The sequence below is a fragment of the Sphingomonas sp. PAMC 26621 genome (assembly GCF_000251145.1).
Classification (GTDB): Bacteria; Pseudomonadota; Alphaproteobacteria; order Sphingomonadales; family Sphingomonadaceae; genus Sphingomonas.
This window is the reverse complement of sequence record NZ_AIDW01000016.1, coordinates 61,725-85,759: the sequence shown is the minus strand read 5'-3', so window position 1 is coordinate 85,759 and position 24,035 is coordinate 61,725. Positions and strand designations below refer to the sequence as shown.

At 66.9% G+C, this 24,035-nt stretch carries 21 protein-coding genes and 2 pseudogenes; 13 read left to right on the top strand and 10 right to left on the bottom strand.

What is annotated here, in order from left to right; translation table 11 throughout:
* Positions 1-59 precede the first annotated feature (59 nt).
* On the bottom strand, positions 60-2,024 hold the full coding sequence (locus RI03_RS08685) for a putative bifunctional diguanylate cyclase/phosphodiesterase (protein ID WP_010216702.1): 1,965 nt from the start codon (positions 2,022-2,024) through the stop codon (positions 60-62).
* Positions 2,025-2,172: 148 nt separating this feature from the next.
* Between RI03_RS08685 and moaA the strand changes: the two genes are divergently transcribed.
* Both moaA and RI03_RS08675 read left to right on the top strand, forming a co-directional pair.
* Entirely contained in the window at positions 2,173-3,183 is a 1,011-nt protein-coding gene (gene moaA / locus RI03_RS08680) for a GTP 3',8-cyclase MoaA (protein ID WP_026046571.1), read from the top strand.
* On the top strand, positions 3,180-3,959 hold the full coding sequence (locus tag RI03_RS08675) for an NAD kinase (protein WP_010216698.1): 780 nt from the start codon (positions 3,180-3,182) through the stop codon (positions 3,957-3,959). Before moaA ends, RI03_RS08675 begins: the two co-directional genes overlap by 4 nt.
* 27 nt (positions 3,960-3,986) lie before the next feature.
* Here RI03_RS08675 and RI03_RS08670 read toward each other — a convergent pair whose 3' ends face one another.
* The 4 genes from RI03_RS08670 to RI03_RS08655 form a co-directional block, all read right to left on the bottom strand.
* Entirely contained in the window at positions 3,987-4,517 is a 531-nt protein-coding gene (locus RI03_RS08670) for a GNAT family N-acetyltransferase (protein ID WP_010216697.1), read from the bottom strand.
* Positions 4,510-4,932, bottom strand: a complete 423-nt coding sequence (gene ndk, locus RI03_RS08665; protein WP_010163573.1) for a nucleoside-diphosphate kinase — start codon at positions 4,930-4,932, stop codon at positions 4,510-4,512. The genes RI03_RS08670 and ndk overlap by 8 nt, the downstream gene beginning before the upstream one ends.
* An 85-nt stretch (positions 4,933-5,017) precedes the next feature.
* Positions 5,018-5,461: a DNA polymerase III subunit chi gene (locus RI03_RS08660; RefSeq protein ID WP_010216696.1), complete on the bottom strand. Its 444-nt coding sequence runs from the start codon at positions 5,459-5,461 to the stop codon at positions 5,018-5,020.
* A gap of 129 nt (positions 5,462-5,590) precedes the next feature.
* On the bottom strand, positions 5,591-7,063 hold the full coding sequence (locus RI03_RS08655) for a leucyl aminopeptidase (protein WP_010216695.1): 1,473 nt from the start codon (positions 7,061-7,063) through the stop codon (positions 5,591-5,593).
* A 168-nt stretch (positions 7,064-7,231) separates the two neighbouring features.
* Here RI03_RS08655 and RI03_RS08650 point away from each other — a divergent pair, with 168 nt between their 5' ends.
* The 4 genes from RI03_RS08650 to rsmA all read left to right on the top strand — a co-directional run bounded on the left by RI03_RS08650 (position 7,232) and on the right by rsmA (position 12,837).
* Positions 7,232-9,469 carry an LPS-assembly protein LptD gene (locus tag RI03_RS08650; protein ID WP_010216694.1) on the top strand — a complete coding sequence of 746 codons (2,238 nt, stop codon included), beginning with the start codon at positions 7,232-7,234 and terminating at the stop codon, positions 9,467-9,469.
* A gap of 98 nt (positions 9,470-9,567) precedes the next feature.
* A complete protein-coding gene (locus RI03_RS08645; protein WP_010216693.1) occupies positions 9,568-10,986 on the top strand; it encodes a peptidylprolyl isomerase in 1,419 nt (472 codons plus the stop codon).
* Positions 10,964-11,998, top strand: coding sequence for a 4-hydroxythreonine-4-phosphate dehydrogenase PdxA (gene pdxA / locus RI03_RS08640; RefSeq protein WP_081469553.1), 1,035 nt, complete (start codon positions 10,964-10,966; stop codon positions 11,996-11,998). The genes RI03_RS08645 and pdxA overlap by 23 nt, the downstream gene beginning before the upstream one ends.
* Positions 11,995-12,837: a 16S rRNA (adenine(1518)-N(6)/adenine(1519)-N(6))-dimethyltransferase RsmA gene (gene rsmA, locus RI03_RS08635; protein WP_010216692.1), complete on the top strand. Its 843-nt coding sequence runs from the start codon at positions 11,995-11,997 to the stop codon at positions 12,835-12,837. Before pdxA ends, rsmA begins: the two co-directional genes overlap by 4 nt.
* Positions 12,838-12,902: 65 nt before the next feature.
* On the opposite strand, the gene RI03_RS08630 is transcribed toward rsmA, so the two are convergent.
* The 5 genes and pseudogenes from RI03_RS08630 to RI03_RS08610 form a co-directional block, all read right to left on the bottom strand.
* Positions 12,903-13,424 carry a tetratricopeptide repeat protein gene (locus RI03_RS08630; protein ID WP_170318363.1) on the bottom strand — a complete coding sequence of 174 codons (522 nt, stop codon included), beginning with the start codon at positions 13,422-13,424 and terminating at the stop codon, positions 12,903-12,905.
* Between the two features lie 34 nt (positions 13,425-13,458).
* Positions 13,459-14,631, bottom strand: coding sequence for an RsmB/NOP family class I SAM-dependent RNA methyltransferase (locus RI03_RS08625; RefSeq protein WP_010216690.1), 1,173 nt, complete (start codon positions 14,629-14,631; stop codon positions 13,459-13,461).
* A gap of 225 nt (positions 14,632-14,856) precedes the next feature.
* A complete protein-coding gene (gene guaB, locus RI03_RS08620) occupies positions 14,857-16,314 on the bottom strand; it encodes an IMP dehydrogenase (RefSeq protein WP_010163562.1) in 1,458 nt (485 codons plus the stop codon).
* Between the two features lie 94 nt (positions 16,315-16,408).
* Complete coding sequence (locus RI03_RS08615) at positions 16,409-16,723, bottom strand: hypothetical protein (RefSeq protein ID WP_010216689.1); 315 nt, start codon at positions 16,721-16,723, stop codon at positions 16,409-16,411.
* A gap of 127 nt (positions 16,724-16,850) precedes the next feature.
* Positions 16,851-18,457 (bottom strand): annotated as a pseudogene (locus RI03_RS08610) (phosphoenolpyruvate carboxykinase).
* Positions 18,458-18,679: 222 nt separating this feature from the next.
* Here RI03_RS08610 and RI03_RS08605 point away from each other — a divergent pair.
* The 7 genes and pseudogenes from RI03_RS08605 to RI03_RS08575 all read left to right on the top strand — a co-directional run bounded on the left by RI03_RS08605 (position 18,680) and on the right by RI03_RS08575 (position 23,846).
* The gene (locus RI03_RS08605) at positions 18,680-19,387 is read left to right on the top strand and encodes a response regulator transcription factor (RefSeq protein WP_010216687.1); all 708 of its coding nucleotides are present in this window, start codon (positions 18,680-18,682) and stop codon (positions 19,385-19,387) included.
* The gene (locus tag RI03_RS08600) at positions 19,356-20,951 is read left to right on the top strand and encodes a sensor histidine kinase (RefSeq protein ID WP_010216686.1); all 1,596 of its coding nucleotides are present in this window, start codon (positions 19,356-19,358) and stop codon (positions 20,949-20,951) included. Before RI03_RS08605 ends, RI03_RS08600 begins: the two co-directional genes overlap by 32 nt.
* Positions 20,948-21,370 carry an HPr kinase/phosphorylase gene (locus RI03_RS08595; protein WP_010163557.1) on the top strand — a complete coding sequence of 141 codons (423 nt, stop codon included), beginning with the start codon at positions 20,948-20,950 and terminating at the stop codon, positions 21,368-21,370. The genes RI03_RS08600 and RI03_RS08595 overlap by 4 nt, the downstream gene beginning before the upstream one ends.
* Entirely contained in the window at positions 21,367-22,308 is a 942-nt protein-coding gene (rapZ, locus tag RI03_RS08590; protein ID WP_010216684.1) for an RNase adapter RapZ, read from the top strand. Before RI03_RS08595 ends, rapZ begins: the two co-directional genes overlap by 4 nt.
* 47 nt (positions 22,309-22,355) lie before the next feature.
* Positions 22,356-22,763 carry a PTS sugar transporter subunit IIA gene (locus tag RI03_RS08585; protein WP_010163554.1) on the top strand — a complete coding sequence of 136 codons (408 nt, stop codon included), beginning with the start codon at positions 22,356-22,358 and terminating at the stop codon, positions 22,761-22,763.
* The gene (locus tag RI03_RS08580; RefSeq protein ID WP_010163553.1) at positions 22,763-23,035 is read left to right on the top strand and encodes an HPr family phosphocarrier protein; all 273 of its coding nucleotides are present in this window, start codon (positions 22,763-22,765) and stop codon (positions 23,033-23,035) included. Before RI03_RS08585 ends, RI03_RS08580 begins: the two co-directional genes overlap by 1 nt.
* A gap of 8 nt (positions 23,036-23,043) precedes the next feature.
* Positions 23,044-23,846, top strand: a pseudogene (locus RI03_RS08575) (TrmH family RNA methyltransferase).
* Positions 23,847-24,035: the final 189 nt, after the last annotated feature.

Sequence of the window (24,035 nt, the reverse complement as noted above, 5' to 3'; positions counted from 1 at the left end):
CGCCTCCCGCTTCGACGACCCCGGGAAAAACCCGGGGTGACGGACGAGCGGTCCGCCCGCTAGCAAACCTTCGCGAGCAACGCGGTCAATGCCGTGACGGAAAGCGGCTCGGCGCACAGGAAGCCTTGATAAATCTGACACCCTTCCGCCGCGAGACCCTCGAGTTGCTCGGGAGTCTCGACCCCCTCGGCGATCACGGTCAGGCCAAGCGAGCGCGCCATGTCGATGACCCCGCGCACGACGATCCGGTCGCGCGGCGATCCGGTAATGTCCTGCGCGAGCTTCTTGTCGATCTTGAGATAATCGAGCGGCAGGGCCTTGAGATAGGCAAGGCTCGAATAGCCCGTGCCGAAATCGTCGATCGCGGTCCGGCATCCCGCCCCGCGCAACAGCGACAACAGTCCGGCCGCAACGCCGAGATCCTCGATCAAACCGCTTTCCGTGATTTCGAGCGTCAGCCGCGTTCGCGGGAACCCGCTTGCATCGACCCGGTCGAGGAACAGATCGGCGAAACCCGGCCGCGCGATGTCGGCCGCGGTCAGGTTGAGCGAAAGCCGCAGGTTGGACAAAGCCGCTGGCCAACCCGCCGCCTGCTTCAGTGCAACGCTCTGGATATGATCGGAAAGGCCGATTTCGAGATCCGCCCGTTGCGCCGCGGCGAACAGCGTTTCAGCGCCGATCGTGCCCAACGCCGGGTGTTGCCACCGCGCGAGCGCCTCGACGCCGATAATCTCCCCCGTTGCAATCGCGACCTGCGGCTGGAGCAGGATGCCGATGTCGCCGCGTTCGATTGCATGGTGCAGTTCGACTGCAAGCCGGTCGATCGTCGCGCTACCGCCGTCGGCATCCGCCACGCGCAACGTCGCGCTGTCCGATTCGCGCGCTTCCGCCAGCGCTTCACTCGCGCGTCGCAGCAACCGCGCGGCATCGTCCTCGGGGAACGCCTCTGCCAGCCCGATCCTGCACCCGAGCACCGCAATCGAATCACCGCTGACAAAGGGCCGGGCGAGCGCGGACGCGATCCGTTCGGCGACAAGATCGATCCGCAATCGCGGCGCGCACATCGCCACCAGGAAGGTCGAGCCCCCCATGCGGGCAACCAGCGCATCGCGCCCGAGAATTTCCTGCACCGCATCCTTGACCCGCGTCTGCGCCGACCGCAGCAGCGCGTCGCCGGCCGCGCGCCCGTAGGCGGTGTTGACCATCTCGAAGCGATTGAGCGCGATCAGCAGGACGTGGAGCGGTCCGGCGGCCTCGCCGGCAAGATGCCGCGTCAGCCAGCGCCGTGCGCTACCCGCGTCGCGCGCGCCGGCAAGCGCCTCGCGCACTTCGGCAGCGGGTTCGGGCTTGCTGCCGAGCGGTTCGACCACCGCATCGATTCGCCCGGTGTCGGTATCCAGTTGCAGATGCTGGACGATTCGCCCGATCCCATCGAGATCATGCGCGAATGCCGTCGCGGGCCGCGCCCCGCTCATGCGGCGGATCGCGGCGGTCGCGGCAAGCCGGTCGCCACGATCGAGGTGCAGCAGCAGCGTCCGAAGGCCTGGTGCTTCGACGCAGTCGAGCAACGCCGCCAGACCGGGCGTCAGTAGCAAGGAGCGGGTTACCGGATCGTACCGCCAGCCGAGCGGGGCGAAAACCGCACCCGCTTGCCATTCGCGCGCCATCCGTTCCGCATGGCGTGAGGCGAAGCGCAATGCCTGCAGAAATTCGGCGTCGCTGAAGGGACTTGCGAGGAAATGTGTTGCGCCTGAATCAAACAGCGCGGTGATCGACCCATTTTCGCCACGCGATACCAGCGCAAGCAAGGCACCGCCATTGGCCTCGACCGCGCTGCCCAGTGCCGCGGTCGCTGCGATCCCGTCCGCGGTTGCGCCGCGCGCATCGATGACGGCCACCGCGGCACCGCTCGACAGGAACCGACGCTCGGCCCCGCCGGCACGCCGCGCGGCGACGACCTGCCACCCGGCGGCAGCGGCAACAGAGGCGAGTTCGTCGCGCTGGCGGAACGACAATACGAACAACGGAGCGGTCTGCGGGGCGATGACGGACGTCTTTCTTCGATCGGCGGGAGCAGATGTGCCCGTCCGGGGTTTAGAAGATAACAACAAGATGTCCTAGGGTGTGCGGTGGGGTTGTTCCGTGCCAAATGAAGGCTTAGCTCACATAGCAATGACCACAGTCGCCCCCTCCCCGAACCGCCCGTTGCAGGATAGCCACGGACGGACGATCAGTTATCTTCGGATATCCGTGACGGATCGTTGTGACCTGCGGTGTCGCTACTGCATGTCCGAGAAGATGACGTTCCTCCCCCGCAGTGCGTTGTTAAGTCTCGAAGAAATCGCGATTATCGCGGAACGGTTCATCGCCCGCGGGGTCACCAAGATCCGGCTCAGCGGCGGCGAGCCGCTGGTCCGGCGCGATGTCGGGGAGCTGGTGAAGCGGCTTGGCCGACATGTCGGGAGAGGGCTCGACGAGCTGACGATGACGACGAACGGCAATGCGCTTGCGCAGCATGCCGAGGCAATGGTCGATGCCGGGATACGGCGAATCAACGTCAGCCTCGACAGTCTGGACGCAGAGACGTTTCGCTACATCACCCGTTACGGCGACGTAGATCGCGTGACGGGGGGTATTCTGGCGGCGCGCGATGCGGGAATCGCGGTCAAAATCAACATGGTCGTCCTCAAGGGCCTGAACGAGGACCATGTCGCTCCAATGCTCGCGTGGTGCGTGGCGGAGGGGCTCGACCTGACGTTGATCGAGACGATGCCGCTCGGCCAGATCGACGAGGATCGCGCGGACCGGTTCGTTCCGCTTCCGGTCGTGTTCGACCGTCTGTCCGCTCAATTCCCGCTGGCGCGCGATTCGCATCGCAGCGGTGGGCCGGCGCGCTACTGGCGGGTCGAGGGGACGCAGACGAAGCTCGGCCTGATCTCGCCGTTGACCGGGAATTTCTGCGAAACCTGCAACCGCGTGCGGCTGACGACGGAGGGCGTGCTCTACACCTGCCTCGGGCACGACGATAAGGTCGATCTCAAGGCGGTCCTGCGCGAGCAGGGCGTCGCGGGGCTCGACGCGGCGCTGGACGGCGCGATGCGGACCAAGCCCGCGCGGCACGATTTCGACATCGATGCGGCGGCTCCGGCGGTCGCCCGGCACATGAGCGTCACCGGCGGATGACCATGCCGCAGCGTCGGGCACTCGTCGCGTCGCCGACCCCGCCTGCGCAGGCCGCCTTCCAGGCGTTGACCGAGACCCATGAATGGGTGCCGCCCGAGGAAGCCGAGCTGATCGTCGCGCTGGGCGGCGACGGGTTCATGCTGCAGACGCTGCATGCGATGCTCGAGCGTCGCAAGCCGATCGTGCCGGTGTTCGGGATGAATCTCGGGACCGTCGGCTTCCTGATGAACGAGTGGCGGTCGCACGGGCTCGAAGGACGGCTTGAACGGACCAAGGCGTTCAAGGTCGTTCCGCTCGCAATGACCGCGACGACGATTTCGGGCGAGGTGTTCGCACTCCCCGCAATCAACGAAGTCTCGCTGCTCCGCGAGACCCGGCAGACCGCGAAGCTCGAGGTGACCGTCAACGACCGCGTCGTGCTAAGCGAGCTCGCGTGCGACGGGATCCTGGTGGCGACGCCGGCGGGATCGACCGCCTACAATCTCTCGGCGCACGGGCCGATCTTGCCGCTCGGATCGAACATGCTCGCGCTCACCCCGATCAGCCCGTTCCGCCCGCGGCGCTGGCGGGGCGCAATCCTGCCCGACAAGGCGCGGATCGGGTTGCGCGTGCTGGAACCCGGCAAGCGCCCGGTCAGCGCGGTCGCCGATCAGCGCGAAATCCGCGACGTCGCCCTGGTCGAAATCGCGATCGATCGGACACGCGAACTGACGCTGTTGTTCGACCCCGAACATGCGCTCGACGACCGGATCACGATGGAACAGTTCGTGGCCTGACCGTCTGTTACGGTGAGAAACTCGACTTCAAACCGGTCGCGCGTATACCAGATCGTCATGAACGACCGCGCCGACGCGGAACTGTCGGGTGCCGATGACGGTAAACCCCTGGCGTTCATAGAACCGATGCGCGCGGTGATTCTCTCCCCACACGCCAAGCAGAATGCGACGCGAGCCGAACTGGATCGCTGCATCGACCGCCTGTTGCATCAGCGCCGGACCGAGTCCGGACCCATGCATGCGCGAGAGACTGTAGATCCGCCGAAGCTCGATATCGCCCGCCTCGAGCGGGACCGGAAGATCGATCGTGCTGGTGAGAACCGCATAGCCGACCGGCGCATGACCCGGGATGATCTCCCCGAGCAGCACCGCGTCGCGCGGGTCGCTTGCCCAGGCGACGAAGGTTTCCGGGCGGTTCTTGGCGGCGCAATGCTCGACCATGTCGCTTCCGTCGAGCGACCCGGCGTAGGTATCCAGGAAGGTCGCGGACGCGACGAGCGACAGGGCATCGGCATCCGCCGGCCCCGCCGCCCGTACGCGCCAGTTGGGGTCAGCCAACGATTTCTTCGGGCTTGAAGAAATAGGCGATCTCGATCTCGGCATTCTCGTCGCTGTCCGAACCGTGCACCGTGTTCGCTTCGATCGACTCGGCGAGTTCCTTGCGGATCGTGCCGGCGTCGGCGTTTGCCGGGTTGGTCGCGCCCATGATGTCGCGGTTGCGCTGCATCGCGTTCTCGCCCTCGAGAACCTGGACGACGACCGGGCCCGAGATCATGAAGGAGACGAGCTCGCCGAAGAAGGGGCGTTCCTTGTGAACGGCATAGAAGCCTTCTGCCTGCTCGCGGGTCATCTGGATGCGCTTCGAAGCCACGACGCGCAGGCCGGCTTCCTCGAGCATCTTGGTGACGGCACCCGTCAGGTTGCGACGCGTCGCGTCGGGCTTGATGATCGAAAACGTGCGGTTCGCGGCCATGACCGTGAAGCTCCTGTGTAATGAGAAAGGAATGTGCGCGTCCCCTAGTCGGGGCATCGGGGCGATGCAACCCGCCCGCTGGCGCTCAGGCCGCCTGCTCCCAGCGGCCTTCGTCATTCTGCTTCCAGTAGCGCCGGTCGACCCCGTCGCGGTCGCCGAGCGCCCGCCACGCAGCGCGCGCCTCGACGATTCGTTCGTCATCGAAGAAATGGAAAGCGCGATCGAATCCGAGCGCATCTTCGCGCCACACCCCATCGGCAATCGCGACGTTGCGCGCGGCATTGGCGGCGTTCGGTTCGGCGGAGATCAGGATTGGCTGCACCGCATCGGTCTCGTCGCCAGCGGCCTGCGCGTGCGGAAGGAAGCTTTCGGGCGCGTAGGTCCACAGCAGCCGGTCCAGCGCAGCGCGCTGTTCGCCGCTCTCGGCAACGACCAGCAGACGCCCGCCGCCGCCGACCACGCGCTCCGCGATCCGCGGAAGCACGCGGTCGAGCGGTTGTAGTGTCAGATGGTAGAAATCGACCTGCATTCAGACACCACTTACCCCATCCGTCACCCCGGCCTCGTGCCGGGGTCCACCGTGCCGCACACCGGACGATTGTCGGAGCCGAACCACGGTGGACCCCGGGACAAGCCCGGGGCGACGCGGACCGTCGAATCAGCCCTCTAAGTTGTCCGACACGAACCGGTCGAGCAGCCGCACGCCATAACCGGTCGCGCCCTTTTCGTAGTTCGAACCCGCCTTGTCCGCCCACACCATGCCGGCGATGTCGAGATGAGCCCACTTCACGCCAGTATCGATGTAGCGCTGGAGGAACTGCGCCGCCGTGATCGACCCAGCCCCGCGTGGCCCGACGTTCTTCATGTCGGCGATCGGCGAATCGATCAGCTTGTTGTACGAATCGCTCAGCGGGAAGCGCCACAACAGGTCGCCTGACGCCTTGCCCGCCGCGAGCAGCTGGTCCGCCAGCGAATCGTCGTTCGCGAAGCAGCCGCCATGCTCATGGCCGAGGGCGATGATCATCGCGCCGGTCAGCGTCGCGAGATCGACGATCGTCTTGGGATGGTGCGTCCGCTGGACCCAGGTCAGCGCGTCGCACAGCACGAGACGGCCCTCGGCGTCGGTGTTGAGCACTTCGATCGTCTGCCCCGACATCGAGGTCAGCACGTCGCCCGGGCGAATCGCGTTGCCGTCGGGCATGTTCTCGACGAGGCCGCATACGCCGATGACGTTCGCCTTGGCCTTGCGCCCGGCGATTGCCTTCATCGCGCCGACCACGGCACCCGCGCCGCCCATGTCCCACTTCATGTCTTCCATGCCGGCACCAGGCTTGAGCGAGATGCCGCCGGTGTCGAACGTCACGCCCTTGCCGACCAGCGCCAGGTCGGGATCGCCCGCGCCCTTGCCGCTCCACTTGAGCGCGAGCAGCTGCGCGTTCTTGACCGAGCCCTGGCTGACGCCGAGCAGTGCGCCCATGCCGAGCGCGTGCATCTCGTCCTCGCCGAGCACGGTGACTTCGAGCCCGAGGCCCTCGACTTCGGCCAGCACCTTGGCGACGAAGCTCTCGGGATAGATGACGTTCGGCGGCTCGGCGACGAGCGTACGGGTCAGTTCGAGCCCCTCGGTCAGCGCCTTCTGCGGCGCCCAGGCGGCGTCGCTGCCCTCGGGCGCGTTGTGGAGCACGATGCTCGTTAGCGTCGGCTTCGATTTTTCCGGGAGCTTGGTGCGGTAGATGTCATGCCGCCAGCCGCGCTGCGCCGCTGCGCCCGCGAACCGCGCGACCGCCTTGGGGCTGGCACCCGCGCTCGCGAAATCGACGCTCGCCTGCGTGACGCCCGACGTGGCCAGACGCCCGGTCAGCGCACCGCCGGCCTTTTCATAGTCCATCTCGCTGCCGGCACCCGTGCCGATCAGCAGGATGCGGCGCGCGGTCCCGCCCTCGTCGACGAAGATCTCGACGATTGCGCCGGACTCGCCCTCGAACCGGCTCGCCTTGGCGGCGGCCTTGAGCAGATCCAGCGCAGCCGGTGCAACCAGCGTCGTCGTCAACCGCCCGAGCGCGTCCTTTTCGACGGGGAAGGCAAGCGTCGCATCGGATGCGGGTGCAGCGCTGGAAAACTCGATATGCATGGAAACGGGCCTCGATCGATCATTCACAATGAGTCGTCAGTCTCTAGGCCGTTGCACCGTCGGTGGCAAAGCGCGCGTTTGCGCGATTGCAGCGCGCCGATGTCGATGCGATACCGCATGATCGACCAGCGGCCGCCGGCCTCATCGCATTTGGGTGTTTGTTCCGACGTGAAGCGTGCCGTTCTCCTCGCCTCCTGCGCTGCGCCGCTCGCGCTGCTTGCTCATCCCGCCCTCGCGCAGGATCTGCACACCCGCACCGTCGCGCCCCCGCCCCCGCCGATTACGCCGAGCGTCAATGACGATCAGGTGCAGTTCAACGCGGGGACGCTTGAATATGACATCAACAACGAGATCGTCACCGCGACCGGCGATGTCCGCATGTATCGCACCGGCGACCGGCTGCGCGCCGACAAGGTCGTGTGGAATCGCAAGACCGGCAAGGTCATGGCGACCGGCAACATCGCGATCGTCAATCCCGGCGGCGACACGGCCTATGGCGATTCGATCGAGCTGACCGACGCGCTCAAGGACGGCATGGTCGACAACATGCTGCTCGTGCTGGAAAAAGGCGGACGACTGGCAGCGCGCAGAGGCACGCGCGCGCTCGACGAGACGGTCACGCTCGAGGAAGCGGCCTATACTCCGTGCGCGGTCACGACCTCGGCGAACTGCCCCAAGGAACCATCCTGGAAGATCACCGCGACCCGTGTGATCTACCGCCCCGAACGCGGGCGGATCTATTACAAGGGCGCGCGGATCGACCTGTTCGGGTTGCCGTCGCTCCCGCTTCCCGCTTTCTCCAACCCGATCGGCGGCGGAAATGACAGCGGGCTGCTCAGCCCCGACTTCCGCTATGGCCGCGTCAACGGTCTCGAATTCGCGCAACCCTACCACTTCGCGCTCTCGCCGAACCGCGGCCTGACGATCACGCCCCGCGTGTTCACCGACGTACTGCCGATGTTGCAGGCGGACTATCAGGCGCTCAACACGCTCGGGGCCTATCGCATCACCGGCTATGCGACCGCGAGCCCGCGCAGCAACAACCTGCTCGAGCCGACACCGCCGGGCACGCCCAATTCCTTCCGCGGCTATTTCGATGCGTCGGGCCGGTTCCAGCTTTCGCCCAACTGGAGCGTGAGCGGGTCGGTCCGGCTCGCGAGCGACCGCACCTTCCTGCGCCGCTACGACATTTCGCGCGACGACCGGCTGCGCACCACCGCGAGCCTCGAGCGGATCGACCAGAACAGCTATTTCGCGATCACCGGCTGGTACGTCCAGACGCTGCGTGTTGCCGACCAGCAGGGGCTCCAGCCGATCGCGTTGCCCGAAATCGACTATCGCAAGCGCATTCCCAACAGCTTCCTGGGCGGTACGTTCGAGTTTCAGGTCAACAGCCTCGCGATCACGCGCACCGCCGGACAGGACACGCAGCGCGCGTTCGGCAGCGCCCGCTGGGATTTGCGCAAGCTGACGCCGTGGGGGCAGGAAATCACCTTCACCGCCTTCGGCCGGGGGGACGTCTACAACACCAACGATGCGCTCGCGACGACGATCGCGTCGTACCGTGGCGAGGACGGCTTCCACGGCCGACTGATCGGCGCCTTCGCGGTCGACGTGAAATATCCGCTGATCGGCACGTTCCTGAGCGGCACGCAGCGCCTGATCCCGCGCTTCCAGATCGTCGCATCGCCGCAGACCGGAACGATGGCGATCCCGAACGAGGATGCGCGGTCGGTCGATCTGGAGGATTCGAACCTCTTCGCGCTCAACCGTTTCCCCGGCTACGACCGGTTCGAGGATTCAGCCCGCTTCACCTACGGCCTCGACTGGCAGGTCGATTTGCCCGGCATCGCGTTCAGCACCAACGTCGGCCAAAGCTACCGGCTCAACAGTCGCCCGACGCTGTTCCCCGATGGCACCGGATTGTCGCGTCGCCTTTCCGACATCGTCGGACGGACCGAACTGCGCTTCCGCGATTTCGTCTCGGTGATCCATCGCTACCGGCTCGACAAGGATGGCCTCGCCTTCCGCCGCAACGAGCTCGACGCGACGATCGGCTCGCGCAACACGTATCTCCTCGTCGGCTACCTGCGGCTCAACCGCAACATCGATCCGACGCTCGAGGATCTGCGCGATCGCGAGGAAGTCCGGCTTGGCGGACGCGTCCAGTTCGCACGCTTCTGGTCGGCGTTCGGCTCGACCGTGATCGACCTGACCGACCGCAACGAGGACCCGCTTTCGCTGGCGGACGGGTTCGACCCGATCCGGCATCGGCTGGGTGTCCAATATGAGGACGATTGCCTTCGCCTCGGTGTCACGTGGAAGCGCGATTACCAGAACACCGGCGATGCGCGCAGCGGCAACAGCTATCTGTTGACGCTGGCGTTCAAGAATTTGGGGCGCTAACGCTGGGCGCGAAGACTGTGGCCGCTAAGCCACGGTTCAGCCACATGGCTGCATTAGGGGCATGGCCGAAGTTGGGTCGTGCGGGATGGGATTGGGATTTGGTGACGACGACTAATGGCAAGACGGCGCGCACACTGCGCCGCTTCGGGTTCGGCACGATGCTCGTGGCGTCGCTGGCGATGGCAGGCGGCTCGATCGCGCAAACCACGCCCGATGCGCCACAGGACGGGGGCACGCCCGAAGCCTCGGCCAATCGCGGCGGCAACCTCGATCTGCCGAGCAACCCGCAGATCTTCGGCAAGATCGACCCCAACGTCCGCAAGCCCACCGCGATCGTCAACGGCACCGTCATCACCGGTACCGACGTCGATCAGCGCCTCGCCTTCCTGCTCGCCGCGCGCGACATGAAGCTGTCCGAGCAGGAAATGGGACAATACCGCCTGCTCGTAATCCGCCAGCTGGTCGACGAGACGCTGCAGATCCAGGAGGCCAAGACCGCCGACGTCAAGATCTCGCTCGAGGAGGTCAACAAGAGCTACGATTCGATCGTCCGAAGCAATTTCGGCAAGTCCGCGCAGGAAATGCGCACCTATCTGCGCAGCATTGGCTCGTCCGAGCGGTCGTTCAAGCGCCAGGTCGAGGCCGAGCTGTCGTGGAACCGCTACCTCCGCCGCAAGGTCGACATCAATGTCGGCGACGAAGAGGTCCAGGCAATCATCGACAAGCTGAAAAAACAGCAGGGCACGACCGAATATCACGTCCGCGAGATCTATCTCTCGGCCGGTGGGGACCGCGCGCAGGAAGTGTTCGCGCAGGAACAGCAGATCATGGGGTCGATCCAGAAGCGCGAGAAGGGCGACGACAGCTTCGGCTATTACGCTGGCGCGATGTCGGAAGCCTCGACCAAGTCGACCGGCGGCGATCTCGGCTGGCTTAACGAGAACCAGCTTGCCCAGCTGCCCCCGGCGCTGGTGGAAGCGATCAAGACGATGCAGCCCGAGCATCTCGCCGGGCCGATCGAAGTGCCGGGCGGTTTCTCGATCATCTATCTGGTCGATACGCGCAAGGTCGGCGTCGCCGATCCGCTCGATGCGAAGCTGACCCTAAAGCAGCTCAGCGTTCGCTTCCCCGACGGGATCAGCAAGGCGCAGGCCGACGCGCGCGTCACCGAATTCGCGAAGCTGTCGCAGACGATCCGCGGGTGCGGCGAGGTCGCCAAGGTCGCCTCGGCGCTCGGCGCGGAAGTCGTCGACAATGATTCGGTCCGGATCCGCGATCTCCCGCCTGCGCTCCGCGACATCATGGCGAAGCTGAGCGTCGGCGAATCGACCCCGCCGTTCGGCTCGCCCAAGGACGGCATTCGTTCGCTCGTCCTGTGCGGTCGAGACGAAGCCGGCGGCAGCACCGTCCCCGGGGTCGAACAGGTCCGCGGCCAGATGGAGAACGCGCGGGTCAACCTGCGGGCCAACCAACTGTTGCGCGATCTCCGCCGCGATGCGATCATCGAATATCGCTAATCCCGTCGCCTCGTCGCCGCTGGCCCCGATCGTCATCTCGATGGGCGATCCTGCCGGGATCGGGCCCGAGATCCTGGCGAAGGCATGGGCGCGTCGGGACGAAGCGGGCTTGCCGCCGTTCTTCGCCACAGGCGACGCCCGTGCCATTTCGGCGATCTGGGATGGCCCGGTCCAGCCGATCACGCACCCCGATGCAGCGCGGGGCGTGTTCGAGCACGCCTTGCCGATCCTGACGGTCGAGGATGGCGGCGAGATCGTTCCCGGAACACCGGACGTGGAAGGCGCGCGCTGCGCCTTGCGCGCGCTCGAGCTCGCGGCGGGACTGGTCCGCTCGGGCGCAGCCCGCGCGCTGGTGACCGCGCCCGTCTCCAAGTCTCAGCTCTACAACATCGGCTTCACCTACCCCGGCCAGACTGAGTTCGTTGCCGAACGCTGCGGGATCGCAGGCGAGAATGCGGTGATGATGCTCGCCGCGCCCGATCTGCGGGTCGTACCGATCACGACGCACGTCCCGCTGGCCGAGGTCAGCGCGTTGCTGTCGATCGAGCTGCTCGTCGCGAAGGGCCGTGCCACCGCACGTGGCCTGACCCGCAATTTCGGGATCGTCGCGCCGCGGATCTGCTTTGCCGGGTTCAACCCGCATGCGGGCGAGAGCGGTGCGATCGGGCGCGAGGAGATCGACATCATCGCCCCCGCGGTCGCCCTGCTGTGCGAGGAAGGGATTGCCGCGACCGGCCCGTTTGCCGCCGATACGCTGTTCCACGCGCGCGCACGCCTGAAATATGATGCGGTGCTGTGCTGTTACCACGATCAGGCGCTGATCCCGATCAAGACGCTGTACTTCGACGATGGCGTCAACATCACGCTTGGCTTGCCGATTGTGCGGACCTCGCCCGATCATGGCACTGCGTTCGACATCGCGGGTCGGAACATCGCCAACCCGGGCGCAATGATCGCGGCGATCCGGATGGCGGGTGACGCCGCCGAACGCCGCGCCGCCGCCGACGCGTGACGGCTCCGAAAGCGCCGACCGCGCGACCCGAATTGCCGCCGCTGCGCGACGTCATTGCGCGTCATGGCCTCGCCGCCAGCAAGGCGCTGGGGCAGAATTTCCTGCTCGACGCGCAATTGCTCGCGCGGATCGCGAGAATTCCGGGTGACCTCACCGACGCCGAAGTGCTCGAGATCGGCCCCGGTCCCGGCGGCCTGACGCGCGCGCTGCTCGCGGCGGGTGCGCGCGTCACCGCGATCGAGCGTGACCATCGGTGCATCCCCGCGCTCGCCGAACTCGGCGAGGCCTATCCCGGCAAGCTTACCGTCATCGAGGGCGACGCGCTCGAGATCGACGCGGTGCCGCTGTTCGCGGGCAAGCCGCATATCGCCTCGAACCTCCCGTATAACATCGGGACCGCGTTGCTCGTCCGCTGGCTGTCGGCGGACTGGGCACCATGGTGGCAGAGCCTGACGCTGATGTTCCAGCGCGAAGTCGCAGACCGGATCGTCGCGCGGACCGACGACGACGCCTATGGACGACTGGCGGTGCTGGCGCAGTGGCGGAGCAAGGCGACGCTGGCGATGCCGGTCCACCGCTCGGCGTTCACCCCGCCGCCCAAGGTAATGTCAGCGGTGGTGCATATCGTGCCCGAAGCAGCGCCCGAGAACGTGCGCTTCGCGACTTTGGAACGGCTCACGGGCGCTGCCTTCGGGCAGCGGCGCAAGATGCTGCGGCAGAGCCTGAAGGGCGTGCCGGGTGCGCTCGATGCGCTGGATGCGGTCGGGATCGACCCAACGCGCCGTGCCGAGACGGTCAGCGTCGCAGAGTTCGTCGCGGTTGCCCGCGCGCTGGGATAGAGCGTCCGTCAGGCGATAAGCACGTTGCCGACACCAGCATCGCGGACGAGCCGCCCAACAAACCGTCAGTTTTTCGCCGTCGGGATCCCGGCTGGTGGTGGCACGACCGTCGCTGCCGACGCCGTTACGACTGGCGGCCCCTTGGCGATCGACGCGGTCAGCGCAGCGATCTCGGGGCAGGCACGCTTCGCGCAGACGGTGCGGATCTTGGCGAGGTTCTCCTTCGCGCGCATGACCGCGCCGCGGGCGACTAGCGCCTCGCCCTGCCCGCGCAATGCGACGACGTCGTTCGAATCGAGCGACAGCGCCTCGCGATAGAGACGGATCGCCTTGCCGGGGAGTGCCCGCGACTGCGCGACCTGACCCAGCGCGGTGAACGCATCGCGGTTGCGGGGGTCGATCGCGACGGCGCTTTCGAGCAGGTCGGTCGCCGCATCCAGGTTGCCCGCCGCCTGAAGCGCACGCCCCTTCGCCAGCAGCGCGAGCGACCGCGCGTCGATCGCGTCCTCGGCACGCTGCCCCTGAACGGCGGTGCCAATCGTCACCAGCGTCAGCGCGGCTGCGACGGCAAACGAGGTATAGCGCATGAGATCCTCCAGCTTCGGCACGCTCACAGGGGTATCACCCCCGCGTCAGTCGTGCGACAAAAAACCCATCGGTGGCGTCATGCGCCGGGGTGAGGCGAACCCCTGCCCCATGGCTGCGCCCGGCGGGCAGATCGATCCGCTCGGCATGCCAGCCCGCATGGTCTGCGAGAAACGCCGCAACCTGCCCCGCACCTTCTTCGTCGAGCAACGAACAGACGATATAGACCATCGCCCCGCCCGGCCGCACCAGATCCGCACCGATCGCGAGCACATGCTGCTGCGTCGCGACCAGCCGGTCGAGCCGTTCCGGGCTCAGCCGCCAGCGCGCCTCGGGGTTGCGGCGCCACGTCCCCGTGCCCGAGCAGGGCGCGTCGATCAGCACACAATCCGCGCTGCTGCCCCAGTCAGCCAGCATCTCCGCCTCGCGCCCGGGGTTGAGCAGCCGCGTCTCGACCGTCGTCACTCCGGCGCGCTCGGCACGCGGCGCGAGGCGTGAGAGGCGATTGCGATCGGTATCGGTCGCGAGGATCGCGCCCTCGTCCCCCATCGACGCCGCGAGCGCGAGCGTCTTGCCCCCCGCCCCCGCGCACAAATCGACGATCCGCTGCCCAGGCTTCGCCTTCGCGGCGAGCGTGACGATCTGGCTCCCGGCGTCCTGCACCTCGAGCGCGCCATCGGGCATTCCCTCGATTCGCTCGACATCCATGCCGCCGGGGAGGCGCAGGCCATCGGCCAGACCGGCGATCGGCTCGGCGCCGTCGATCTCGACGGTCGCCGCCTTGCTGCGATTGATCCGAACGTCCAGCGGCGCACGCTCGATAAGCGCGGGAAATTCCGCGTCATCGAGGCCGGAGCCGCGCAGCCGCTCGAGCAGCCAGTTGGGCGCGACGCCGGGCCATGCCTTGCTTTCGCTGTCCCCAATCTTCGCTGGACCATGGCCGACGCCGTCGAAGGTCGCCGCGAGCGCCGGATCTTCGGCCGCAAGCGCCAGCATCGCGGCGCGGCCCGAACGGGGCCGCTCGCCGAGCGTGCGGATCGCCGCATAAACCAGTTCGCGTACCGCGCGCCGGTCCTTGCTTCCGGCATACCGCCGGTTCGCGAAATAGCGCGCGACGATCGTGTCCGCCGCCGCCCCGGAATCGCGCGCCGCCACGATGATCTCGTCGAGCAGCTCGATGGCGGCCTGGGTTCTTGCAGCGGGGGTCATTGGCGGTCTTTCCGGGGGCAGTCTTGTGTCGAAGGGGGGCCATAGCCTGTTTAGGACTCAATCACCTAAAGCCCCTTCCGCCTCAACGCCCTTCCCCGGCGGAGGCCGGGGCCCAGTAGCGCAGGTTTTGCCAACCTGAGGCGACGCCCTGAACCAACCGCTCCTCTACTGGGCCCCGGCCTTCGCCGGGGAAAGTTAGAAGGTGAGAAGGTCGGAAAGCGCCCCTCAGCGCGTCGGGTAGTTGGGGGCCTCGCGCGTGATATCCACGTCGTGCACATGGCTTTCCTTCAAGCCCGCACCCGTGATCTGCACGAAGCGCGCCCGCTCCTGCAGCGCGGTGATGCTCGACGAGCCGGTATAGCCCATCGCCGCGCGAATGCCGCCGACGAGCTGGTGGATGACGTCCCGCGCAGGACCTTTGAACGCGACCTGGCCCTCGATCCCTTCGGGAACGAGCTTCATCTGGTCCTTGATATCGCCCTGGAAATACCGATCCGCCGACCCACGCCCCATCGCGCCGACCGAGCCCATGCCGCGATACGACTTGTACGCGCGGCCCTGGAACAGGAAAGTATCGCCGGGGGCTTCCTCAGTCCCTGCGAGCAGCGACCCGATCATGCAGGCCGAAGCCCCCGCCGCGAGTGCCTTGGCGAGATCGCCCGAGGTGCGCAGGCCGCCATCGGCGATCACGGGAACGCCCGCCTTCTGGCCGACTTCGGCGCAATCCATGACAGCGGTCAGCTGCGGCACGCCGACACCCGCGACGACGCGCGTGGTGCAGATCGAGCCCGGGCCGATCCCGACCTTGATCCCGTCCGCGCCCGCATCGATCAGCGCACGCGTCGCCTCGGCAGTCGCGACGTTGCCCGCGATCACCTGGACCGAATTGCTCAGCTTCTTGACCCGCTCGACCGCGCGCGCGACGTCGCGGTTATGGCCGTGCGCGGTGTCGATGACGACGAGATCGAGCTCGGCATCGACCAGCGCGGCGGTCCGGTCGAACCCCTTGTCGCCGACCGTCGTCGCCGCTGCGACACGGAGCCGTCCGGCGGCGTCCTTGGTCGCGTTCGGGTAGGTGACGGCCTTCTCGATGTCCTTGACGGTGATGAGGCCGATGCAGCGATACGCCTCATCGACCACGAGCAGCTTCTCGATCCGGCGCTGATGAAGCAGGCGGCGTGCCTCCTCCTGCGTGACGCCCGGCGAAACCGTCGCGAGATTTTCGTGCGTCATCAGCTCGGAGACCGGCTGGCGCGGGTTTTCGGCGAAGCGGACGTCGCGGTTGGTGAGGATGCCGACGAGCACGCCGTCCGCGCGGACGACCGGGATGCCGCTGATCCGGTGGTGCTTCATCAACGCCTGCGCGTCGGCGAGCGTCGCGTGCGGCTCGATCGTGATCGGGTTGACGACCATGCCGCTTTCGAACCGCTTGACCGCGCGGACGGCGGCGACCTGTTCGTCGACTTCCATGTTGCGGTGGAGCACCCCGATGCCGCCGAGCTGCGCCATGACGATCGCCATGTCGGCTTCGGTCACGGTGTCCATCGCGGACGAGAGGATCGGGATGTCGAGCGAGATGCCCCGCGTCACGCGGGTCGCGGTGTTGGTCTGGCTCGGGACGATGTCCGATTCAGCGGGCACCAAGAGGACATCGTCGAAAGTGAGTCCGAGGCGAATGTCCATGGGTGCCGGTCCTGCGCGGGGGGAGAAAGCGAGTCGTGGCGGTCCATGTAACCGCCGACCCCGCAAAGCGCCAGACCGGAGCCCGAATTCCCCTTCAGCGCTTTGCGAAGAACCCCGAGGCGAGCGTGCCGAGTTGCCCGAGCACCCCGCCCTGCTCCCCCAGCAGCCCGGCGAATTTGGCGAGCGCGCCCTCGCCGCCGATCTGCGCGATGATCTGCTGGAGCGTCTCGGCCGAGAACCCCGTGCTGGCGGCGGCAGTGCCGACGGTATCCCCCGGGGCGGCATGCGCCTGGCCCAGGGCTTGGATCGCCTGCTCGACCTGTTCCGGGGAGAGGCCGACCTTCGCCGCGAGGTTCTTGACGTCCACGTTCTGCGAAACCTTGCCGAGCAAATCGTCGAGCATTCCCATGCCGTTGGTCCTCCATCTAGAGTCGTCATGCCGGGGTCGTCCCGGCATCAACGGTGGCGCGCATCCTGCGCTGCCGAATGTGGCGCAAGGGGGACCCCGGGACAAGCCCGGGGTCACCCATTGCGGTTCAGGCCGGCGCGTGGACCTTCGGTGCGGACTGCCGCACGCCTTCGTCGACATGCTCCGCGAACTGCGCGAAGTTCTCAACGAACAGATCGACGAGCCTTGCCGCCGTAGCGTCATAGGCTTCCTTGTCGGCCCAGGTTGCGCGGGGATCGAGGATCGCACTGTCCACCCCGGGAACCGCGACCGGAACCTTGAACCCGAAGTTCGGATCAGTGCGGAACTCGGCGTCATTCAGCGACCCGTCGAGCGCCGCATTCAGCAGCGCGCGCGTCGCCTTGATCGGCATGCGGTTGCCGACGCCGTATTTGCCGCCGGTCCAGCCGGTGTTGACCAGCCAGCAATCGACCCCGCCCTTGGCGATCCGCTCCTTGAGCAGATTGCCGTAAACCGACGGATGCCGCGCCATGAACGGTGCGCCGAAGCAAGTCGAGAAGGTCGCGTCGGGTTCGGTCACGCCGATCTCGGTCCCGGCGACGCGCGCGGTATAGCCCGAGAGGAAGTGGTACATCGCCTGTTCCGGCGTCAGCTTCGCGATCGGCGGCAGGATGCCGTAGGCGTCCGCGGTCAGCATCACGATGTTGCGCGGGACCGGCCCCATGTTGTTCTCGGACGCATTGGGGATGAAGTCGATCGGATAGGCCCCGCGGCTGTTCTCGGCGAGGCTGGCGTCGTCGAGGTCGAGCTGGCGCGTCACCGGGTCCATCACGACGTTCTCGAGGATCGTCCCGAACCGCTTGGTCGTAGCGAAGATTTCCGGCTCCGCATCGGCGGAAAGCCGGATCATCTTGGCGTAGCAGCCGCCCTCGAAATTGAAGACCGCGGTGTCCGACCAGCCATGCTCGTCATCGCCGATCAGCGTCCGGCTCGCGTCCGCGCTCAGGGTCGTCTTGCCCGTCCCCGACAGACCGAAGAACACCGCGGTGTCGCCGTCCGGCCCCATGTTGGCCGAGCAATGCATCGGCATCACGCCCGTCGGCGGGAGGAGATAATTGAGCAGGCTGAACACCGACTTCTTCATCTCGCCGGCGTAGCGCGTGCCGCCGATCAGGATCAGCTTCTCGGTGAAGTTGACCGCGATCACGGTCTCGCTGCGGCAGCCGTGGCGTGCCGGATCGGCGCGGAAGCTCGGCAAGTCGATGATCGTATAGTCCGGCACGAAGTCGCGCAGTTCCGATTCCGCCGGGCGAACCAGCATCGTGCGGATGAAGCTGTTGTGCCACGCCAGCTCGTTGACGACCCGCACCTTCACGCGGTGCTCGGGTTGCGACCCGCCGAACAGATCCTGGACGAACAGGTCTTCCTTGTGGCGGAGGGCGGCGAGGAAATCGGTCTTGAGCGCGGCGAAATGCTCAGGGCTCATCGCCTTGTTGCTTTTGCCCCACCAGACGGTCGATTCGGTTTCGGCGTCGCGCACGATGAACTTGTCCTGTGCCGAACGGCCCGTATGCGCGCCGGTTTCCACAACAAGCGGACCGTCGCGGACAATTTGCCCTCGCCGCGCGAGATGGCGGCCTGGATCAGGCGCGCGGTAACTAGGTTCCAGTGAAGGCTCGCGCGGGTCTCAATGCCCTGCGTGTCGAGCCCCGAAGTCGGGATGCGATCGCTCACGGTATTACTCTCCTACTGTGCCGACCATCGAGGGCCTGCATACGTATGTTTTGGGTGATCCCGCGCATATCGTCGCTACCGGTTCCGGTCAAACCGCAGGTCCGTAACGACCGACCGATGCCGGGACAGTCCGTTCAGCTTCCATTGAGGCCGGAGGCGTAATGGATTAGGCCCAACCCTTTCCGGCGCCCCGCGCATCAACGACATGAGGCCCCACCGCCGATGACGGCAACGATTGCCCTGGTCGATGACGACCGCAACATCCTGACGTCGGTGTCGATCACGCTGCAGGCCGAGGGGTTCGTAACCCGGCTCTATTCGGATGGCGAGACCGCGCTCAAGGCGCTCGTCGACAACCCGCCCGACATTGCGATCCTCGACATCAAGATGCCGCGGATGGACGGGCTCGAGCTGCTCCGCCGCCTGCGCGAGAAGAGCATGGTCCCGGTCATTTTCCTGACCTCGAAGGACGACGAGCTCGACGAGGCGCTCGGGCTTGCGATGGGGGCGGACGACTATATTGCCAAGCCCTTCTCGCAACGCCTGCTGATCGCGCGGATCCGCGCGATCCTGCGGCGCGCCGAAGTGTCGCAGGGTGGCCCCGGCGCGGAAGAACCCGCCGCCGAGACCAATCTGGTGCGGGGCCGGCTCGCGATGGATACCGCGCGCCACCGTGTGACGTGGGACGGCGCGGCGGTCACTTTGACCGTCACCGAATTTCTCATCCTCGAAACGCTCGCGCAGCGCCCGGGGATCGTGAAGACGCGCAACCAGCTGATGGACGCGGCGTATCACGACGACATCTATGTCGACGATCGCACGATCGACAGCCACATCAAGCGCGTCCGTCGCAAGTTCCGGCAGGCGGACCCCACCTTCGACGCGATCGAGACTCTCTATGGAGCGGGTTATCGATTCTCCGAGGAATGACGAGCCGGCGCGCGAGGACGATGTTCGCGCGCTGTCGCTCCGCTGGTCGGCGCGGGTTTCGCTCACGCCGCGAATCCTGTTCGTCAACGTCTTCGCGCTGGCGATGCTGGCGGGCGGGTTCTTCTATCTCGATTCGTACCGCAGCCGGATCGTCGACGGGCGAGTCACCCAGTCGATCCGCGAGGCCCGGCTGATCGCGGAAGCGATCGTCGCAGTCCCCGAAAAGCAACGCGCCGACCTCGCGCTCAAGCTCGCGCGCGACATGGGCGCGCGAGTCCGCATCTACGACAGCGCCGCGCGGCCGGTGATCGACACGCGCGCGCTCGGGCTGCGCAACTTCGTGTTGCAGGATCCCGACAAGCAGGATTGGAGCCAGGCGTCCGCGCGGTTCCTGGACGCGGTGATCGATACCGTGGTCGGCACGCCGCGCGCGCCGCTCTATCGCGAACATCGCAACGGGCTTGACTGGCCCGACGTCCGGACCGCGCGCGACACCCCGACCGTCGCTGCGACGGTCTGGCGCGCGCCCGACCGGACCCCGGTGATCACCGCCGCGGCCCCGCTGCCGCGCGGCGGCGTGGTGATGACGACCAACAACGCGCAGGACATCACGCAGACGGTACGGGTCGAACGCTTCCGGCTCAGCGTCGTGCTGATGATCGTCGCGGTCGTGTCGGTGCTGTTGTCGCTGTTTCTGGCGCGGACGATCGTGCGGCCGCTGCGGCGGCTTGCGCGGGCGGCGGTGCGCGTGCGGCTCGGGCGTGCGCGCGAGGTCGTCGTGCCGCGCCTGCCCGAGCGGCGCGACGAGATCGGCATGCTCGCGCGCGCCCTGTCCGACATGAGTCTCGCGCTGCGTGCGCGGATCGACGCGATCGAGGCCTTCGCCGCCGATGTGACGCATGAGATGAAGAACCCGCTCGCGTCGCTGCGTTCGGCGGTCGAGGGAATGGCGCTGGTCAAGGACCCGGAATTGCAGGAACGCTTGCTCGGGATCGTCCGCGACGATGTCCACCGGCTCGACCGGCTGATCACCGACATCGCCGAAGCGTCGCGACTCGACGCGCAATTGAGCCGCGCGAAATTCGAGGAAGTCGATCTCCACGCGATGCTCGCCGCGCTGATCGCGGGCCGCGAAGCGCGCGGGGTCGAGCGCGGGGTCCGGCTGCGGCTCGATCTGCACGATCCGATGCTGGCGGGGTTCGTCGTGCTCGGAGAGGGTGCGCGGCTCGAACGCGTGTTCGACAATCTGATCGACAATGCGGTGTCCTTCTCGCCCGACAACGGCCTGATCGCGATCACCGCCGACCGCGACCCCGAGGCCGTGGTGCTCGATTTCGAGGACGAAGGGCCGGGTGTACCCGCCGACGCGCGCGAGCAGGTGTTCCGTCGGTTCCAGTCGCTGCGTCCCGAGGGCGAGGCGTTCGGCAAGCATTCGGGGCTTGGCCTCGCGATCGCGCGGACGATCGTCGAGGCGCATCAGGGTGAGATCACCGCCGAGGCGCGGCACGCCGGGCTTGGCGGCGCGCGCTTCGTGGTGCGGCTCCCGATCGGCGAAGCGCGATGACCCCGCTGCTGCTCCATGCGACGACGGTTGCGATCCAGGGTGCTGCGGTCCTGCTGCGCGGGCCGTCGGGCTCGGGCAAGTCGGATCTCGCGCTGCGGCTGATCGACCGCGGTGCGACTCTGGTCAGCGACGATTACACGCTGCTGACCGTGCAGGACGGGCGTTTGCTGGCCAGCGCCCCGGCGACGATCGCGGGCAAGATCGAGGTTCGCGGGCTCGGGATCGTCGCGGTCGAACCGGCCGGAGATGCCCCGGTCGCACTGGTCGTCCGGCTCGACCAGTCGATGGAACGGATGCCGCCCGAAGTGCGTAGTCTCTATAATGGCGTATCGATCGTCGAGGTCGCGATCGACCCGTTCGAGCTTTCCGCGCCGATCAAGGTGGAATTGGCGCTGCGGCACGCTAGAGAGGCGTCATGACGCACGATCCAAAGGAAATCCTGCTCGTCACCGGCATGTCCGGCGCGGGCAAGTCGACCGTGCTCCGCACGCTCGAGGATCTTGGCTGGGAAGTGGTCGACAACCTGCCACTTCTGCTGCTCGACCGGTTGCTCAGCGCGCCGCTGCCGGAGGGGTTCGATCGGTCCGCGCGACCGCTCGCGCTCGGGATCGGGACGCGGACGCGCGACTTCGATTCGGATCGGATTGTCGACCGGATCAAGCACCTTCGACAGACCTATGGCCATGACATCGGCACCTTGTTCCTCGATTGCGCCGGTGGCGAGCTGGAACGCCGCTATTCCGAGACCCGCCGCCGCCACCCGATCGCGCTCGATCGTCCCGCCGCCGACGGGATCGCGCGCGAACGCGAATTGCTCGCGCCGCTGCGGCAATGGGCGAACCGGCTGATCGACACGACCGACCTGACCGCCAACCAGCTCGCGCAACAGGTCCGCGACACCTTCTCGCGCGATCATCAGGACGGGCCGACGCTGTCGGTGATGTCGTTCGGGTTCGCGCGCGGCGTGCCACGCAACGCCGATCTCGTGTTCGACATGCGGTTCCTGCGCAATCCCCACTGGGTGCCCGCCTTGCGTCCCGGAACGGGACTCGATGCCGACGTCTCCGCCTATGTCGCGGAGGACCCCGCCTATGCCGAGGCGGTCGGGCGGATCGAGGATCTGCTGCTCCTGCTGCTCCCGCGCTATCGTGCTGAAGGCAAATCCTATTTGACGGTCGCGTTCGGCTGTACCGGCGGAAGACACCGCTCGGTCCACGTGACGGAACGCGTTGCGGCCCGGTTGCGCGACGCCGGATTTTCGCCCACGGTCGCGCACCGCGATCTCGCCGCCGCCCCGCAAGACTCGCTCGAAGGGGTGCCCGACGATCAACATCAGGACGGGACGAATTCGGCGTGAAATGGGCTTTGGCGTGAAATGGGCGATGGCATGATTGGGTCGGTACGATGATCGGGCTGGTTCTCGTTACGCACGGCCGTCTGGCCGAGGAATTCGTCACCGCGATGGAACACGTCGTCGGCAAGCAGGAGCGGGTCGAGACGGTCTGTATCGGCCCCGAGGACGATATGGAGGAACGCCGCAACGACATCGCCGCCGCGATCGCGCGAGTCGATGCCGGACGCGGGGTGATCCTGCTGACCGACCTGTTCGGCGGAACGCCGTCCAATCTCGCGATCTCGCTGCTCGAACGCGGGCGGATCGAAGTGATCGCGGGGATCAACCTGCCGATGCTGATCCGGCTCGAATCCGCACGTAAGGCAATGAAGATCGTCGATGCGGTCGCTGCCGCGCGCGAGGCGGGGCGGAAGTATATTTCGGTCGCCTCCGAAGTCCTGGGCGAGGCTGCCGCCTGATGTCGGCGAGCCGGAGCGTCCAGATCACCAACCGGCGCGGGCTGCACGCGCGCGCCAGCGCCAAGTTCGTGACGCTTGCCGCAACCCAGCCGTGCGAGCTCCATGTCGAGAAGGACGGCGCCGGATCGGTGACGGGCACCTCGATCATGGGGCTGATGATGCTCGGCGCGGCGATGGGCGACACGATCGTCATCTCCGCCGAGGGCGAGCATGCCGAGACGGCGGTCGGGGCGCTGTGCGCTCTGGTCGAGGCCAAGTTCGGCGAGGACTGAACACTTCAATGCCCCGCGAAATCACGGCCTATTCGAACCCGCTGATCAAGCGCGTCCGGTCCTTGCGCGAAAAGCGCCACCGCCGCGAGGAAGGGCTGTTTCTCGCCGAGGGCCTGCGCATCCTGACCGAGGCGCGCGAGGCGGGGCGGATCCCGCACTATCTGTTCTTCGCGCGTGACAGCGCCGCGCATCCGCTGGTGCAGGTGCTGGTCGAGGCGGTCGAGGCGGCGGGGGGCGAGGCGATCGAGACCGTGCCCGATATCCTGTCGAAACTGTCGGGCAAGGATAACCCGCAGGCGGTGGTCGGCGTCTTCGCCGAATTCACGCGGACGCTCGACGCGCTTGACCGCAGCACATCGCCGATCTGGCTGGTCGCGGAACGGTTGCGCGATCCGGGAATCTCGGGACGATCCTGCGCACCGGCGATGCGGTCGGCGCGGGCGGGCTGATCCTGATCGGCGAATGTGTCGACCCCTTCTCGGTCGAGGCGGTCCGCGCGAGCATGGGCGCGCTGTTCACCGTGCCGGTCGTCCAGTGCGAGTGGGACGCGTTCCTACCGTGGTTGCGGGGTGGGCCGGGGCAGCTCGTCGGGCTGAGCCTCGATACCACGACGGATTACCGCGCGGCGACCTATGCCGCGCCGACCTTCCTGCTGACGGGGAACGAGGCGCAGGGGATGCCCGCAGACTATGCCGCCGCGTGCGACACGCTGGTCAAGATCCCGATGCTCGGGAAGGCCGACAGCCTCAATGCGGCGGTTGCGACCGCGGTAATGGCATATCAGGTTCTGGACGCGGTCAAACGTAACTGACCTGATCGCTTCTGCGGCGAACGCCGTGACCCGGGCGTGAGGGCGATGGTACCTGGCGGATGCGCGCCCGGACCTCGCACGTCCCTACTCAGCCCAGGCTTTCGCCGGGGAAGCGCGTCTGGGGATACTTCCGTTCTGAAACAGACGGAGGCATGTCTCCCCCTCCCCGTCCGAGGGAGAAAGGGCGAA